The organism is Bacillus cytotoxicus NVH 391-98, assembly GCF_000017425.1.
Classification (GTDB): domain Bacteria; phylum Bacillota; class Bacilli; order Bacillales; family Bacillaceae_G; genus Bacillus_A; species Bacillus_A cytotoxicus.
The window spans coordinates 3,859,568-3,875,787 of the sequence record NC_009674.1 but is presented as its reverse complement, the minus strand read 5'-3'; the positions used below and the strand labels follow the sequence as shown (position 1 = coordinate 3,875,787).

The 16,220-nt window shown below is 38.0% G+C and carries 17 protein-coding genes; all 17 read left to right on the top strand.

The features are described 5' to 3' along the window. Positions 1-4: 4 nt before the first annotated feature. The 17 genes from nuoI (at position 5) to mreB (ending at position 15,939) form a co-directional block, all read left to right on the top strand. Positions 5-424, top strand: a complete 420-nt coding sequence (gene nuoI / locus BCER98_RS19230) for an NADH-quinone oxidoreductase subunit NuoI (protein WP_012096262.1) — start codon at positions 5-7, stop codon at positions 422-424. Further along, positions 421-945 (top strand): NADH-quinone oxidoreductase subunit J, encoded by a 525-nt coding sequence (locus BCER98_RS19225; protein WP_012096261.1) that lies wholly within the window; start codon positions 421-423, stop codon positions 943-945. Before nuoI ends, BCER98_RS19225 begins: the two co-directional genes overlap by 4 nt. Continuing rightward, on the top strand, positions 938-1,252 hold the full coding sequence (gene nuoK / locus BCER98_RS19220) for an NADH-quinone oxidoreductase subunit NuoK (protein ID WP_012096260.1): 315 nt from the start codon (positions 938-940) through the stop codon (positions 1,250-1,252). Before BCER98_RS19225 ends, nuoK begins: the two co-directional genes overlap by 8 nt. Before the next feature lie 27 nt (positions 1,253-1,279). After that, positions 1,280-3,142 carry an NADH-quinone oxidoreductase subunit L gene (gene nuoL / locus BCER98_RS19215; RefSeq protein WP_012096259.1) on the top strand — a complete coding sequence of 621 codons (1,863 nt, stop codon included), beginning with the start codon at positions 1,280-1,282 and terminating at the stop codon, positions 3,140-3,142. Next, a complete protein-coding gene (locus tag BCER98_RS19210) occupies positions 3,139-4,641 on the top strand; it encodes an NADH-quinone oxidoreductase subunit M (RefSeq protein ID WP_012096258.1) in 1,503 nt (500 codons plus the stop codon). The genes nuoL and BCER98_RS19210 overlap by 4 nt, the downstream gene beginning before the upstream one ends. 7 nt (positions 4,642-4,648) lie before the next feature. Next, a complete protein-coding gene (gene nuoN / locus BCER98_RS19205; protein ID WP_041810616.1) occupies positions 4,649-6,163 on the top strand; it encodes an NADH-quinone oxidoreductase subunit NuoN in 1,515 nt (504 codons plus the stop codon). Positions 6,164-6,354: 191 nt separating this feature from the next. Beyond that, complete coding sequence (locus BCER98_RS19200; protein WP_012096256.1) at positions 6,355-6,591, top strand: DUF1146 family protein; 237 nt, start codon at positions 6,355-6,357, stop codon at positions 6,589-6,591. A gap of 91 nt (positions 6,592-6,682) precedes the next feature. Continuing rightward, a complete protein-coding gene (locus tag BCER98_RS19195; protein ID WP_048723562.1) occupies positions 6,683-7,351 on the top strand; it encodes a YwmB family TATA-box binding protein in 669 nt (222 codons plus the stop codon). 39 nt (positions 7,352-7,390) lie between these two features. Next, entirely contained in the window at positions 7,391-8,695 is a 1,305-nt protein-coding gene (murA, locus tag BCER98_RS19190) for a UDP-N-acetylglucosamine 1-carboxyvinyltransferase (protein ID WP_012096254.1), read from the top strand. Positions 8,696-8,895: 200 nt separating this feature from the next. Continuing rightward, positions 8,896-9,909: a stage II sporulation protein D gene (gene spoIID / locus BCER98_RS19185; protein WP_012096253.1), complete on the top strand. Its 1,014-nt coding sequence runs from the start codon at positions 8,896-8,898 to the stop codon at positions 9,907-9,909. Positions 9,910-10,078: 169 nt separating this feature from the next. Further along, a complete protein-coding gene (locus BCER98_RS19180) occupies positions 10,079-11,086 on the top strand; it encodes a LytTR family transcriptional regulator DNA-binding domain-containing protein (protein ID WP_012096252.1) in 1,008 nt (335 codons plus the stop codon). Positions 11,087-11,275: 189 nt separating this feature from the next. Further along, complete coding sequence (locus BCER98_RS19175) at positions 11,276-12,121, top strand: ABC transporter ATP-binding protein (RefSeq protein WP_012096251.1); 846 nt, start codon at positions 11,276-11,278, stop codon at positions 12,119-12,121. Next, a complete protein-coding gene (locus BCER98_RS19170) occupies positions 12,118-12,825 on the top strand; it encodes an ABC transporter permease (RefSeq protein WP_012096250.1) in 708 nt (235 codons plus the stop codon). Before BCER98_RS19175 ends, BCER98_RS19170 begins: the two co-directional genes overlap by 4 nt. A gap of 160 nt (positions 12,826-12,985) precedes the next feature. Further along, on the top strand, positions 12,986-13,915 hold the full coding sequence (locus BCER98_RS19165; RefSeq protein ID WP_012096249.1) for a M23 family metallopeptidase: 930 nt from the start codon (positions 12,986-12,988) through the stop codon (positions 13,913-13,915). Positions 13,916-14,056: 141 nt separating this feature from the next. Continuing rightward, positions 14,057-14,191: an ABC transporter ATP-binding protein gene (locus BCER98_RS21510; RefSeq protein ID WP_081428417.1), complete on the top strand. Its 135-nt coding sequence runs from the start codon at positions 14,057-14,059 to the stop codon at positions 14,189-14,191. Between the two features lie 311 nt (positions 14,192-14,502). Then, entirely contained in the window at positions 14,503-14,775 is a 273-nt protein-coding gene (gene spoIIID / locus BCER98_RS19160; protein ID WP_041810135.1) for a sporulation transcriptional regulator SpoIIID, read from the top strand. A 162-nt stretch (positions 14,776-14,937) separates the two neighbouring features. Then, positions 14,938-15,939, top strand: a complete 1,002-nt coding sequence (gene mreB, locus BCER98_RS19155; RefSeq protein WP_012096246.1) for a rod shape-determining protein — start codon at positions 14,938-14,940, stop codon at positions 15,937-15,939. The last annotated feature ends 281 nt before the right edge of the window (positions 15,940-16,220 follow it).

The window sequence follows — 16,220 nt, the reverse complement described above, 5'->3', positions numbered from 1 at the left end:
AGAGATGAAAGGGTTATTGAAAGGATTGAAATATACGCTAAGTAATTTGAGCAAGAAAAAGGTGACATACGATTATCCAAATCAACCATTGCCACTGCCAGATCGGTTTCGCGGCATTCAAAAATTCTATCCGGAAAAGTGTATTGTTTGTAATCAATGTGCCAATATTTGTCCGACCAATTGTATTCAGTTAACCGGAAAAAAGCATCCAGATCCTACGAAAAAAGGGAAAATCATTGATACGTATGATATTAATTTTGAAATTTGTATTCTATGTGATTTATGTACGGAAGTGTGTCCGACAGAGGCTATTGTTATGACAAATAACTTTGAACTAGCGGAGTATACACGTGATGATTTATTTAAAAACTTGCAATGGTTAGATGAAAATGATGAAAACGTTAGAAAGGAGAATAAGGCATGACCGGTGAGTTGATTGCATTTTTTATATTATCTTTCACTGCGGTTATGGGCGGAGTGTTTATGCTGAATGTAACGAAAGTAATGCATATGATGCTTGCCCTTGTTTTTACATTTCTCAGCATTGCAGGTTTATATTTCCTTCTAGCGGCTGAGTTTATAGGGGTAGCACAAATTTTAATCTACTCCGGAGCCATTACAATTATTATGATCTTTGGCATTATGTTAACGCGGCATGATGCGGAGAATGAGTCAAGGATTAGTCTTCGCAAAATAATTGTTTTCCTCGCAGTTATGTTATTTGGAACAGTGATGTACTTTGCGGTTCATAACATCGACTTTGCAAACCAAAATACACAGGATATTTTACCTCTTCATGAACAAAACACACTTCAAATTGGTACCCTTTTGTATTCGAAATATGTAATTCCATTTGAATTAGCATCAGTGATCTTACTTGTCGCACTTGTTGGGGCGATTGTTCTTGCTAAGAAGGATGAAGAAAAGGGGGATTCTCATGAATAGTGTCCCCGCTTCGGCCTATTTAACTTTAGCAATTATTTTATTTTGCATCGGTTTATTTGGGGCTTTAACAAAACGAAATACGGTTATTGTTTTAGTCTGTATGGAACTGATGTTAAATGCCGCAAATTTAAACTTAGTTGCCTTTAGTAAGCTTGGTTTTTTTCCGAACTTAACAGGGCAAATCTTTTCTTTATTTACGATGTCTGTTGCGGCGGCAGAAGCAGCGGTTGGACTCGCAATTTTGATTGCACTATATCGCAATCGTACAACTGTTAATATCGATGAGATGGATAAGTTGAAAGGTTAATTCTAACTGAAAAGGGGGAAGGAAACGATGATCGATTATGCATGGCTCATACCGCTTTTCCCGCTTGCTTCGTTTATGTTACTCATTTTATTTGGGAGGAAATTAAAAGGAATTAGCAGCCTCCTTGGCAGCCTTTTCGCATTTCTTTCGCTAGTGGGTGCGGTAATCGTCTTGTTAGAACGCTTTTCCTCAGAGAATGTCAAGCACACTTGGTTATGGCTAAAGGCTGGGAGTGTGGACATTTCATTTGGATTTGAGGTGAATGCATTGAATGCGTTAATGCTCCTTATTGTGACTACTGTCAGTTTTCTTGTACATGTGTATGCAAAAGGATATATGCAAGGCGACGAACGTTTGTCAGTCTTTTATGCGTATCTTGGATTATTTACATTTGCGATGCTTGGGCTTGTAATTTCAACAAATCTATTGCAACTTTACGTGTTTTGGGAGCTTGTTGGTCTCGGTTCCTTTTTATTAATTGGATTTTACTTTTTTAAAGAAGAGGCAAAAGCAGCTGCCCAAAAAGCTTTTATTATGACGCGCATTGGCGATGCCTGCTTATTTATCGGGATGATTCTTCTTTTTTGGCAAGCGGGCAGTTTTGATTATGATGTTATTTTTAAAGCAGTACAAACGGAGGCTATCTCTCCTTCTATCATTACACTTACAGCGCTTTTCATATTTATTGGTGCCGTGGGGAAATCGGGACAATTTCCATTGCATACGTGGCTACCGGATGCAATGGAAGGGCCTACGCCAGTTTCAGCACTTATTCATGCGGCGACGATGGTCGCGGCCGGCGTCTATTTAGTTGCGGCGATGTTTCCGCTTTTCGTAGCCAGCCCTGTAGCTATGCAGACCGTAGCAATTGTGGGAGGATTTACGGCGATTTTTGCGGCGTCCATTGCTCTTGTACAAACAGATATAAAACGCATTCTAGCGTATTCTACAGTAAGTCAGCTCGGTTATATGATGCTTGCACTTGGTTCAGCGGGATATGTCGCTAGTATCTTTCATTTAACGACACACGCCTTTTTTAAGGCACTTCTGTTCTTAGCGGCTGGAAGTGTCATTCATGCGGTGCATACACAAAACATTCATGAGATGGGCGGCTTACAAAAGAAGATGAAAGTTACAGGACTACTCTTTTTAGTCGGTACATTTGCAATTAGTGGCGTTCCGTTTTTTTCAGGCTTTTTTAGTAAAGACGAAATTTTAATGGCAACGTGGATGCACGGCAATTATGTTTTATTTGTCCTCGCCATTTTAGCAACGTTCTTAACGTCCTTTTATATGTTTCGTTTATACTTTCTTGTCTTTACCGGAGAAGAGAGAGCGAAGAGGGAAGTACGTGAGTCTCCGCGGATTATGACATTGCCGATGACTGCTCTTGGAGTATTCGCTGTTGCAATAGGATACATTCATACACCTTGGTTCGGAACATTTCTTGGAGATTGGCTCATAAAGGATGTTTCATTTCAAGTAGCACAAGGACACGGGCCAGCTTGGATTATGGTCATAGCAACGCTCGTCTCTTTTGGAGGAATTCTCCTTGCCTATTTGATGTATAACAAGCGCTCTCTTTCTAGAGATTGGGCTGGGGGAGAAGGAACAATTCTATCTCATCTACTTATAAAAAAATATTATATAGATGAAATATATCATGTGACGGTGTTGCCGATTGTAAAAGGGATTGCTTATACACTTCACCTTTTTGAAGTATGTATTGTGGAGGGAATTGCAAAGCTCATCCAGAGCCTCGTTAAAGGGGGGAGTTACGGGGGATCAAAACTTCAAAACGGTAATGTACAAGTGTACGGAACGGTGACTGCTATTTCTTTGGCAGCATTGGTTGTCATTTTGTTATATACAGGGGGGGATTGGCAATGAGTGCTTTCTTATTATCTTTCTTCATTTTCTCCCCACTTCTTAGTATCTTCTTACTTCTATTTACACCAAAAACAAAGGTACGTGCGGTGCGCGGGATTGGCTTGTTTGGCACGATGCTTCCGCTTGGAACAGCGATTCTTTTAGCGTGCGCATATGCTTCTGGGAAGAATTTAGCCATTTTTTCAGAAAGGGTAAAATGGATTCAATTTGGCAACTTTCCTGAATTAGACAAAAGCTTATTTATCATTGACTATGAACTTGGAATGGATGGTTTTTCCCTAGTAATGATGATGTTAGCTTCACTTTTAGTCATGCTTGCGGCGCTGACGGCTTTTTCCATTCAGCATCAGGTGAAGGCTTTTTATATGCTGTTATTAATGCTTGAAATTGGAGTGCTTGGCGTTTTCGCGGCAGAAAACTTATTTTTATTCTTTATTTTCTTCGAGATTACATTACCGCCGATGTTTTTGCTAATTGGAAAATGGGGGAAGTTGTCGAGCGAACAGGCAGCGTATAGCTATTTAATATATAACGGAATTGGTTCAGCGATTTTACTTATTATTTTCTCCATTTTGTTTGCTAAAACGGGCACAACAAATTTTGAAGAGTTGAAGACGATTTTGGCAGGGACGGATTCATCATTTTTTAATGGGATGTCTCATTCGCTCCAGCTCAGCATATTTATCGCACTGATGCTTGCGTTTAGTATTAAGTTACCGTTGTTTCCGCTACATCGATGGATGGTGAATGTACATGTGGAAGCACATCCGGCAGTTGTGATGATACATGCGGGTGTGCTACTAAAAATTGGGGCGTACGGTATGATTCGTTTTGGAAAAGGACTATTCCCGGAGCAATTTCAAAGCTTTGCTACCATCTTGGCTATTTTAGGTGTAGTAAATTTTTTATACGGTGCTTTCCTTGCTTTCATTCAAACCGACTTCCGAAAGGTGCTGGCCTATTCTAGTATTTCGCATATGGGAATTGTGCTAATTGGACTTGCAGCACTGAATGCAGCAGGTGTACAAGGGGCGCTCTTTCAAGTCGTGTCGCACGGTTTAATTGCCGCGCTACTCTTTTTCCTACTTGGCGTAATTGAAGAACGATTTGGTACGTCGCACATTACGAAGCTTGGAGGCCTTGCAAAACAAGTTCCAATACTTAGTGCATGTTTATTGGCAGGAAGCATGGCTTCGCTTGGATTGCCGGGAATGTCTGGATTTGTAAGCGAATTTCTTGCTTTTCTCGGTCTATTCCAAGAGAAGCCAATTGTAGCCGCAGTTGGAGTGCTTGGCATTATATTAACAGCTGCATATGTTTTAAGAGCAACTTTACAAGTAACGTTTGGGAAGCGGGAATTAGAAGGAAAGCCAGATATGCGTGGTTGGGAGTACATTCCGGTTCTTTTGCTACTTGCATGTATCATAACAATCGGTGTGTTGCCGGATTTATTAGGAGAACCACTTCAAGATACACTAAAAACATTGGGGGTGAGATAGGATGGATATGGAGGTATTGTTTCGGTTACCGTGGCATCTTATGGTTCCGGAGTTTATTCTTCTTGGCGGAGCCATTCTTCTCTCGCTTCTTGATTTGTTTTTTAAGGTAAATCAAAAGTACGTATCATTTGGAGCCATTCTTACCGCGGGTTTCTCATTTTTTGCGCTCATTATGCTCTATGATGAACCAGCAGGAGCCATTTTGGACGGTTCCTTCGTATTAGATGGCTTTTCGAAAGGATTTAAAACATTACTCTTAGTGGGAGCGCTCCTCGTTTTATGTATCGCGATAAGCGACGATAAAAAAGAGCCGATTCCATATAAAGGAGAATATTACTACTTATTTCTCATGGCGATACTTGGTGCGATGTTTATGGCATCTAGCATCGATTTTATTACACTCTTTATCAGTTTAGAGCTGCTTTCTCTTTCATCGTATATTTTAGTAGGAATTCGAAAGAAAAGGCGTGCTTCAAATGAGGCTGCGATGAAATATGTGATTAATGGAGGAATTGCATCAGCTATTACGTTGTTTGGAATGAGTTATGTATATGGTATGACAGGATCAACAAATATAGTGGAAATGCAGCGTGTTCTTGCTGGAGGTGTGGCAGGTAGTATTCAACTCTTATTAGCACTTGCCTTCTTATTAATGTTCGTCGGATTATCATTTAAAATTGCAACGGCACCATTTCATATGTGGGCGCCGGATGTATACGAAGGGGCACCGACACCAGTAACAGCGTTTCTCGGAACAGTTTCTAAAATTGCTGGATTCATTATGATTGTACGGCTATTCTTGATGACATTTGCAAGCGTCACAATCCAAGGGAAGGAAGAAACACTGTTTCATTATATGAGTGTCTATATTGCTATTTTAGCAGGGGTTACGATGATTATTGGTAATGTGATTGCATTAAAGCAACATAATATAAAGAGATTATTTGCTTACTCCGGAATTGCTCATGCTGGTTATTTACTCGTTCCGCTAGCGGCGCTATCTCCTTTTACAATGGACAGTATGTGGTTTTATATGCTTGCCTATTTCTTGATGAATGCCGGAGCATTTGCGATTATTCACACATTAATTTTACAAAGTGAGAATGAAAATATAAACATTTTCTCTGGTTTATACAAACGTTCACCATTTCTAGCGATGATGATGACAATTTTCATTTTATCTTTAGCGGGTATTCCAGGAACAGCTGGTTTTATTGGGAAAGTAAATATTTTCTTAGGGGCATTTGTAATAGAGGCGCCTTATTACGTACTTGCATCTGTAATGATGGGAACAACGGTTATTTCCTATATATATTATTTCCGAATTTTACAGCAGATATTTTTTCGGAAAGGAAATGAAGGGGACAGAGTGCACATTCCGATAAGTGTAAAAGCTGTCGTTTGCTTCTGCGCATTCGCAACTGTCATGCTCGGAGTTTTACCAGCGATTGGCTACAATTTCTTTCATGACTATTTTCCGCTTATGAAGGATTTCTTCTTTACAGGGAACATGGTACAATAGTGAAATAAAAAAGTGTAGAGCGATTCCTCTACGCTTTTTATTTGCATGCAAACGCGCACGTAGAAACATGATTTCTCGTTTTTTGAAGGCTATGGCGCCTATATATACGAGAAAAAGTATAATGGCTTCTAGCGTTAGGAGTGCACTGCACATCTTAATCATGAAAGCCGGTCAAAAAGGGGTCGATTTTTTTGGCGCAACTTTTAGGGCAACAAGCACTGATTGCAATGGTGTCGCATTTATTGTTTATTACCATTACATGGTGGGCTTTGCAAGGAATTCATATCGAACGCCTAATGAAATCTGGAAAAGTACTGCAAATAAGAATCTTACTTATTCTTGTTACAATTGCAATTGGTACGTCTGTAAGTAACTTCTTTCTTGATTATTTAGGGTATTCGAAGAGTTTAACGTATTTGGTAAAGTAAGGGTATAGAACCTTCTATCTCCGTTAAGAATGGAGATAGGAGGGGATGAAACTTGAAGAGTTTAAAAACGATTCTTATCGTTGTCGGAATCATGGTTGTATTCTTAGTCGGATATAAAGGGGTTAAACCGATAAACGATGAAGAGAAAATGGAAAGTATGATCGCCGCTCTTGAAAAGAATGGAGCAAAAGTGGAGCGATGGTCATGGTTAGCGCGGGAGACGAAAACAATTTCTAACATACATACGTTTCAAAAATTGTTAAACGATGTAAAGGAAAAAGCAAATGTTCGGAAGTGGGAATTGGAACAATCTCACGATGGATATAAAGCAACGGCACATAAAAAATTTTCTTCTTATGAAGAACGAATAGTAGTCACTTGGAGTAAGAAAAATACTAAAGAAAACACTTTCATTATCTTTGAAGTAAGCGGGGAAAAATGGGATCCAAAAAACATTCGAAAAATGGATACAATTTTTAGTACAAAACCTATAATTTACACTTGTGTTAAGGGTGTACTGAATGATAAGATTGAAGGTGTTTTGCAAAATAAAACCAATCAGGTTTTGAAAGATCTTTCAGCAAGAGCGATCGAAAAAATAGAAGAAAGAGCATTTGTGTCAATCTCCGCATATAATAAAAAGTGGAATGACGCTCTTTCAACAAATAAAGAGAAAATAAATGTGCAAATAGCAATACGTTCTACAGACAACAAAGATACAATTGTGGTTGGCACACCGATCATAACTTCTGAGTATTGAATGAATAGATATTGAAAAAAGGACACGGAGGGGAATAAATTGGAAAAAATCATCGTCCGTGGCGGAAAGCGGTTGAACGGCACAGTGCGTGTTGAGGGCGCGAAAAATGCTGTATTACCTATAATCGCTGCAGCCCTATTAGCGAGTGATGGAAAGAATGTACTATCTGAAGTACCAGTATTGTCTGATGTATACACAATCAATGAGGTATTACGTCATTTAAATGCTGAAGTCGTATTTGAAAATAACCAAGTAACAATCGATGCTTCAAAAGAGTTAAAAATTGAAGCGCCGTTTGAATATGTACGTAAAATGCGTGCATCTGTCCAAGTAATGGGGCCATTATTAGCACGTAACGGTCGCGCTCGCATTGCTCTTCCTGGTGGATGTGCAATCGGTTCACGTCCAATTGACCAACATTTAAAAGGCTTCGAAGCAATGGGAGCAAAAGTAAAAGTTGGTAATGGATTCGTTGAGGCATACGTAGAGGGAGAACTAAAAGGTGCAAAAATTTACTTAGACTTCCCAAGCGTAGGTGCAACAGAAAATATTATGTCTGCTGCTGCATTAGCAAAAGGGACAACAATTATTGAAAACGCTGCGAAAGAACCGGAAATTGTCGACTTAGCGAACTTCTTAAATGCAATGGGTGCTAAAGTACGCGGAGCTGGAACGGGAACAATTCGCATTGAAGGCGTTGATAAATTATATGGTACGCACCACTCTATTATTCCTGACCGTATTGAAGCGGGAACATTTATGGTTGCAGCAGCAATTACAGGTGGTAACATCTTAATTGAAAATGCAGTACCAGAACATCTACGCTCTGTTACGGCGAAAATGGAAGAAATGGGTGTAAAAGTGATTGAGGAAAATGAAGGGTTACGTGTTATCGGTCCAGACAAATTAAAAGCCGTTGACATTAAAACAATGCCTCACCCAGGATTCCCAACAGATATGCAATCACAAATGATGGCATTATTATTACAAGCTGATGGAACAAGTATGATTACTGAGACGGTATTTGAGAACCGCTTCATGCATGTTGAGGAATTCCGTCGTATGAACGCGGATATTAAAATTGAAGGTCGCTCTGTTATTATGAACGGACCGAATAATTTACAAGGTGCAGAAGTAGCAGCAACTGACTTACGTGCAGCAGCTGCGTTAATTCTAGCTGGTTTAGTAGCAGAAGGTCACACTCGTGTAACCGAACTAAAGCATCTAGATCGTGGATATGTAAACTTCCATAAGAAACTAGCTGCATTAGGTGCAACGATTGAACGTATCAATGAACAAATGGAAGAAGTGAAAGAACAAGAAGTTTCTGATCTTCATGCATAATGATAATAGTCCCTATGTCTCATGACTGGGGGCTATTTTTTGTTCTATTACTGTTATAGTCAATTATCCCATGACTTATGCATGTCTTACTTAAAAAATTTAGAAAATTTAATAAGTAAAATAGAAAGTAAGACTTGTTCTAAAAATCTCCCATTCCCCATAGAAATAAAATGAATCTAATTTTATAGCGGGGGAAAAAGATGAAAATTTCAAAGCCACTTTTCATTACAATGGCGCTCTTAATAACGCTTGTTATTATTGTGCCAGCCATACTTGTCATTCCATACGCAAAAACGAAAGTAAGTCAGCCGTCTAAAAATCCTCCAGTCGTTCAAAATGTGCCAGCTCCTCAGAAGGTAAATACTGCTGTTCAAGTGTCAGTATATCGCGATGCCAAAAAAAGTGTCGAGCAGTTACCGCTAGAAGAATATGTTACGGGCGTTGTAGCATCTGAAATGAATGCAAGCTTCGAGTTAGAGGCATTAAAAGCACAGGCACTAGCAGCTAGAACATTTATCGTACAGCGTATGTTAAGCGGTGCGAAGAAACAGAATGCAGATGTAACAGACACGGTGAATGATCAAGTATACAAAAGTAAAGAAGAATTAAAGAAGATATGGGGTAAGGACTATGAGAAGAATTTGAAAAAGGTTGAAGAAGCTGTATCGAAAACGGCCGGACAAGTTTTAACGTATGAAGGTAGCCCGATTACAGCTTCTTTCTTTTCAACGAGTAATGGACGCACGGAAAATGCTGCAGATTATTGGGGAAATGATTACCCGTACTTAAAGAGTGTGGACAGTCCATGGGATCAAGCTTCGCCGAAATTTACGAGTGAACAAACATTTACTGTAGCTGACTTTCAAAAGCGACTTGGGGTAAAGATACTGGAAAACGGAAAAGTCGGTAATATTCAAGAGCGCACAGAAGGAAAACGTGTAAAAGGTGTCGAGTTTCAAGGGAAAGTATTAACAGGGAAAGAAGTGCGAACAAAGCTTGGCTTACGCTCCTCTGATTTTACATGGAAACAACAGGGGAATCATATTGTCGTTACAACGAAAGGATACGGACATGGTGTTGGCATGAGTCAATATGGTGCGAATGGAATGGCAAAAGAGGGAAAAGAGTATACAGAGATTGTTGCGCATTATTATAAAGGAATCGAAATTAAAACGTTAAATGACTATGAAGGCAAGTTAATGGCGAAAAATTAAGTGACAAGGGATTCATGATACGTAAGTGTTGCTCGTTTAACAATAGATCGATGATTTGAAACAAAAAGGAGTTCATCTACATGAGCTCCTTTTTGTAATGGGAAAATATCATAATTTTCCGTGTATTGTTTGATATAATAAGATAAAAAACTCATCTGGAGGAGAAAAGATGGCGTTACTCGAGCTAAAACAACTAGGGAAGACAAATCAGTTGCCGGTTATAGATATGAGCGTTGAAAAAGGACAATGCGTTGTACTGCAATGTAATAATCATACTGCTAAAGTATTGCACCGCATTATCATTGGGGAAGAAGATGCTTCTTCCGGAACGGTATTATTTGAAGAAGAGCCAATTCGCAAAAGTGCATATTCCCGCATTGGATTTTGTTTTTTAAAAGATGAAGCATATAACCGTTTGAAAGTGAAAGAATATCTTTCCTTTTTGTCTGGATTGTATGACTCAAATATTGACATAGAAGAAATTGTAAAATGCGTTGGATTGCTCGATAAGTTGGATACAAAGATAGAGAAGCTATCATTTTCTGAAAAGCGTCGCCTTCATATTGGGAGAGTGATGGTTCATAATCCGGATTTAATTATTTTAGAAGAACCAGAGCAAAATGTAGATATTGAAAGTACAATTATCATTCGCAAGGCAATTATGAAGATGAAAGAGAACGGAAAAGCCATTTTTATTACATCGTCCTTTTTATCTGATGCACTCTCCTTAACGGAGGATGTATACATATTAAATCAAGAAGGTGTAAAAAAGATTGAATTTGAACAGGAAGAAGTAGAAGAGAAAGAGGAAGAAAAAGGGGTTCAAATGATTCCGCAAATGAAATTGGAAAGAATTCCGGCAAAAGTGAACGACAAAATTATTTTGTTGGATCCGATGGAGATTCATTTTATTGAAACGCAAAGTGGTACAACTCATATTCATGTTCATGAAGAAGATTTTATATGTACATTAACATTAAGTGAGTTAGAAAATAGATTAAAAGGATTCGGTTTCTTTCGATGTCACCGATCGTACCTTGTGAACTTACAACGTGTAAGAGAAGTCATCACTTGGACGCGAAATAGTTTCAGTTTAATTTTAGATGATGATCGCAAAAGTTCCATTCCGCTTTCAAAAGGAAGAATGGATGAATTGAAAGATGTCATTGGACTATAAATGATGCTCTAGTAGAGCCGAAATAGGATGCATTCACCGGTAAAAATACTCCTTTTACCGGTATTTTACTGCGTAAACCTTTTGTTTTTCATATGATTAGGTCAGAAGCAGCGAACCTAGCAAGCTGAGGTGGCAAACGAGCCTGCCGAAGCGAAATAATCTAGAAAAGAAAACGAAGGGGATGACGAAATGACATTGGCAATTGAAATGAAAGATGTAATGAAAACCTTTGATAAAAAAACAGCACTTCGAAATGTCAATATTGAGGTAAAACAAGGAGAAATTTTCGGTTTCCTTGGACCGAGTGGATCAGGGAAAACAACGACAGTGAAAATTTTAACCTCTCAGTTACTCCATAGTGTTGGAACAGTGAGAGTATTAGGGGCGGATATTACAGGGCCAAGCAGCATTGACTATAAGCGAATGGGTATTTTAACAGATAATAGCGGCCTATATGAAAGGCTTAGCATTTATGATAATTTATTATTATTTTGTGACTTATACGATTGTAAAAAGGAACGAATTGATGAAGTACTCACGCAAGTGAACTTAATAGAAGATAAAAAAACACAAGTGAAGAAGTTATCGAAAGGGATGAAGCAGCGTGTCACATTAGCGAGAGCCATTCTGCATAAACCAGATATTCTCTTCTTAGATGAACCAACATCAGCACTTGATCCCGCAAACGTCCAAAACATTCATCATATCTTAAAAGACTTAAATAAAGAGGGGACAACTATTTTCTTAACAACGCACAACATGGATGAAGCAGAAACGCTTTGTGACCGTATTGCCTTCTTATGCGGCGGGGAGATTGTAGCGCTTGATACGCCCGAAAATCTTCGCTTACAATATGCGAAAGACAAAATTGAAGTTGTATTAAAAGATAAGAAAAAAGAAACGGTACAAAAAGATGAAATAGGTGCAAAACGTATTTCGGAATGGATGAAAAATGGGGAACTACTATCGATTCATTCCTATGAACCAACTTTAGGAGAGATTTTTATTGAAGTAACTGGGAGGGATTTAGCATGACATTTTCAAGTAAACGATTTTCAGCTATTTTACGTAAAGAGATGCAGGATTTAAAGAATAATGCACAAATTTTACTGATGGCCCTTATGCCGCTAGGATTAGCGCTTTTCTATAAACAACTGGGGGGCGGAAAGGAATTTATGGGCGGAATTGTTGTTGTTATGGTTATGAGCATGGTTACAACAATTGCGCAAGCTACTTTAATTGCTGAAGAAAAAGAAAAACATACATTGCGCGTGCTCATGCTCTCGCCTGCATCTCCCCTTGAAATCATTGCTGGTAAATCATTACCTATCGTCATTTTTAGCATCTTGTTAAATATTATTAGCTTAGTATTATTAAATGCTTTGCAAGGCAGTATTTTCTTGCTGTTAATGATTTTTATAATCGGAACGTTATTATTTATGGTGTTTGGATTTCTCATTGGTTTACTATCGAAAAATTTAGTACAAGTGTCTGTAATAGCAACACCTATTTCGATGTTTTTGTTTGTGGCGCCGTTTTTAAATGAAATGATTAAGAACGAAATCTTAAAAAAGATAACAGCGTATTTACCGACGACGCATATTTTGGAAGCCATTGTAAGTGTAGTAGAGGGGAAAGGTTTCTCAGCCATTCAATTCAACGTATGCAATATTGCGATTTGGCTCATGATAACTGTCATCGCTGTTCTCGTTATTTATAAAAAGAAACAATTAGACTAAAAACTGAGCCAAACTGCTCAGTTTTTTCTTTTTTCATCATTTCCCCGGAAATTCCGCAAATACTATACATATTTTTACAGATTTTGTCGAAAAATAATTTGTTATAGGTTGTATAGGATGAAGGAATCTTGTTCAAAATGATTGCTGAGGTGATGATAGAATGCGAGGAAGGAATAGTAAAAAGTCGCGAAAAGTAGTTCATTTATTTCAAAAACGCTGGGTATTTCCGGCAATATACATTGCTTGTGCGGCAGTCATTTTGTCAGTTGCTCTATGGTTTCAGGCAGCAAATCCAAAGAAAGCGCCAAATCATGAGGGAGCAACGCCGTATAATCAAGCAGAAGATCCAGGAATTCCAGTAACGAAGTCTTCTGAAGTTGTGAAAATGCCAGCTGCAGCAAATGCAGAAGTAGTAGTACAGAAGAAGTTTTATGAGGATGGAGCATCGGAGAAAGAGCAAGAACAAGCACTAGTCTTTTATAACAACACATATTCTCCAAACAAAGGAATTGATATCGCTGCCAAGAATGGGAAAGAGTTCGATGTGACCGCAGCTTTAAGCGGCACAGTAACAAAAGCAGAAAAAGACTCATTACTTGGTTATGTTGTAACAGTGGATAATGGAAATGGTGTTACAACATATTATCAAAGCTTAGGTAGTGTAAAAGTAGAAAAAGGTGCAAAGGTTGCACAAGGTGAAGTATTAGGAAAATCCGGCCTAAGTGCGATGAATAAAGAAGCAGGTTCTCATGTTCACTTTGAAGTACGTAAAAATAGTGTGGCTGTTAACCCAGAGAGCTACTTAAATAAATCTGTAGCGGACATTAAAGTAGAAGCAGGCGAAACGAAAGCAACAAGCGGTGCTGTAAATAAAACTGAGGATAAACAGCAAAGCAAAGATAAGTCTACAAGTGGCACGTCTGAAGAAAAGGGTAAAACGGAAAATAAGTCCACAAATAGCCAGCCTGAAGAGAAAGGGCAAAAAGAGGATAAATCTACAAATAGCAATCTGGAAGACAAGCAGCAAAAAGAAGAAAAATCAACAAATGATTCTACACAATCATCTAGCAATTCTTCTACACAACAATAATACAATAAAAAATCAATCCGACTTTCGAGGATTGATTTTTTTATTTTTATATACAAGTAACCAATTGCAAGGAAAGAATGGCAAGAACAAGGAAAAATAACGGTATTCTCGAATATATATGTCTAAAAGGAGGGGATTACTCTGTCATTTGTATTTGTTCTGACAAGTGTCATGATTTTATTGTTCGTTTTATTTACTTTATATTATTACATTACTAGCAAGAAGGAAGTTCCCCACCATCAATTATTAGAAGAAGAATATGATCATGAAGAATGACGCTCTTTTTTTAGGAGTGTCATTTTTTTGACCGAGAAAATTGTCATTGTTAACGTATTTCTCACACAAATTTGTAATTTTTCTTCACTTAGTCCGCAAAAATAGCGAACATGTAGCATATATCAGTAAGGCGGGCAATACAATGATATAAACCAAAGCAAAGAGAGTGTTTGAGGTGAGAAATCGTGAGGCATTTCAGTATAAATCCTAGAATATTTAACGCTTACAAACAGCACTCGAATTTACTTCTTAGTCGTATGCAGCGAGTCTCATTTCACGCTTCTCACATCCAATTTAGGGAGGCGAGTGGTGTGCACGATTACATCAAAGAGAGAACTATCAAGATTGGTAAGTATATCGTGGAGACAAGAAAGACAGTGCGTGTAATCGCAAAGGAATTTGGGGTATCAAAAAGTACAGTCCATAAAGATTTAACAGAGCGTCTGCCAGAAATTAATCCAGAGCTTGCAAATGAAGTAAAGGAAATTCTTGATTATCATAAGTCAATTCGTCATTTGCGTGGAGGGGAAGCAACAAAACAGAAATATAGAAAAGAAGATACAGAAAGAACCGTGCAACAATAAAAGACTAGAAAGCAAACATTCCTTATGCATTTCTTCGTAATTTTAAGAAGAATTCTTTTTGCGAATATTACGTTTCTGTTAAATTTATGATAAAATCAGAAATTAGGTGTAAAAGAATTCGGGTGCAACCTGACTTTGAATATTGAGGAGGAAAACATAGGAATGTTTGCGAGAGATATCGGAATTGACCTAGGAACGGCTAACGTATTAATTCATGTAAAAGGTAAAGGTATTGTATTAAATGAACCATCAGTTGTGGCAATTGATCGTAATACTGGCAAAGTATTAGCGGTGGGTGAAGAAGCAAGAAGTATGGTAGGACGTACACCTGGTAATATTGTAGCGATTCGTCCGCTGAAAGATGGTGTAATTGCAGATTTTGACATTACAGAAGCAATGTTAAAACATTTTATTAACAAACTGGATGTAAAGAGCTTCTTTTCAAAACCTCGTATTTTAATTTGTTGTCCAACAAATATCACATCTGTAGAACAAAAAGCAATTCGTGAAGCTGCTGAACGTTCAGGTGGAAAAACAGTCTTTTTAGAAGAAGAACCAAAAGTAGCTGCTGTCGGTGCTGGTATGGAAATCTTCCAGCCAAGCGGAAACATGGTTGTTGATATTGGTGGAGGTACAACAGATATTGCCGTACTTTCAATGGGTGATATTGTTACCTCTTCCTCTATCAAAATGGCTGGTGACAAGTTTGATATGGAGATTCTAAACTATATTAAACGTAAGTATAAACTATTAATCGGGGAACGTACATCAGAAGATATTAAGATCAAAGTCGGTACAGTATTCCCTGGTGCACGTAGCGAAGAGCTTGAAATTCGTGGACGCGATATGGTAACAGGCTTACCACGTACAATTACAGTATGTTCAGAAGAAATTACAGAAGCATTAAAAGAAAACGCAGCAATCATTGTACAAGCAGCAAAAGGTGTATTAGAGCGTACTCCACCAGAATTATCTGCAGACATCATTGACCGCGGTGTAATCTTAACAGGTGGCGGAGCATTATTACACGGCATTGACATGCTTCTTGCTGAAGAATTAAAGGTGCCAGTATTAATCGCTGAAAACCCAATGCATTGCGTAGCTGTTGGTACAGGTATTATGCTAGAAAATATTGATAAATTGCCGAAGCGTGCGTTGAAATAAGTCGAAAAAGAACTGAGGAAATAGCCTCAGTTCTTTTTTGTATTTTTGAAATTTAATTTTTTAAGAAAATGGAAGGAAAATAGAGAAAATGAACGAAAATATACAATATATTCATATATATGGTTAAATTTAATGTTTTCTCATTTGAAATTATATGTAATATAATGATGCCAAATACGACACTTAAGGCAAATAATGTATGAATACATATATTGCCTTTCCCTAACTTGGGCACACGCTCCTTTCTACCTCCGTGTTAGCTGCAATTATTTTATAATATG

What these genes read in the sequence shown, in the direction of transcription:
- BCER98_RS19165 (WP_012096249.1), top strand. Translation starts at nt 12,986, where the DNA reads ATGCGAGGAAGGAATAGTAAAAAGTCGCGAAAAGTAGTTCATTTATTT.
- nuoI (WP_012096262.1), top strand. Translation starts at nt 5, where the DNA reads ATGAAAGGGTTATTGAAAGGATTGAAATATACGCTAAGTAATTTGAGC.
- BCER98_RS19210 (WP_012096258.1), top strand. Translation starts at nt 3,139, where the DNA reads ATGAGTGCTTTCTTATTATCTTTCTTCATTTTCTCCCCACTTCTTAGT.
- nuoL (WP_012096259.1), top strand. Translation starts at nt 1,280, where the DNA reads ATGATCGATTATGCATGGCTCATACCGCTTTTCCCGCTTGCTTCGTTT.
- BCER98_RS19175 (WP_012096251.1), top strand. Translation starts at nt 11,276, where the DNA reads ATGACATTGGCAATTGAAATGAAAGATGTAATGAAAACCTTTGATAAA.
- BCER98_RS19225 (WP_012096261.1), top strand. Translation starts at nt 421, where the DNA reads ATGACCGGTGAGTTGATTGCATTTTTTATATTATCTTTCACTGCGGTT.
- spoIID (WP_012096253.1), top strand. Translation starts at nt 8,896, where the DNA reads ATGAAAATTTCAAAGCCACTTTTCATTACAATGGCGCTCTTAATAACG.
- BCER98_RS19195 (WP_048723562.1), top strand. Translation starts at nt 6,683, where the DNA reads ATGGTTGTATTCTTAGTCGGATATAAAGGGGTTAAACCGATAAACGAT.
- BCER98_RS19180 (WP_012096252.1), top strand. Translation starts at nt 10,079, where the DNA reads ATGGCGTTACTCGAGCTAAAACAACTAGGGAAGACAAATCAGTTGCCG.
- mreB (WP_012096246.1), top strand. Translation starts at nt 14,938, where the DNA reads ATGTTTGCGAGAGATATCGGAATTGACCTAGGAACGGCTAACGTATTA.
- nuoK (WP_012096260.1), top strand. Translation starts at nt 938, where the DNA reads ATGAATAGTGTCCCCGCTTCGGCCTATTTAACTTTAGCAATTATTTTA.
- nuoN (WP_041810616.1), top strand. Translation starts at nt 4,649, where the DNA reads ATGGAGGTATTGTTTCGGTTACCGTGGCATCTTATGGTTCCGGAGTTT.
- BCER98_RS19170 (WP_012096250.1), top strand. Translation starts at nt 12,118, where the DNA reads ATGACATTTTCAAGTAAACGATTTTCAGCTATTTTACGTAAAGAGATG.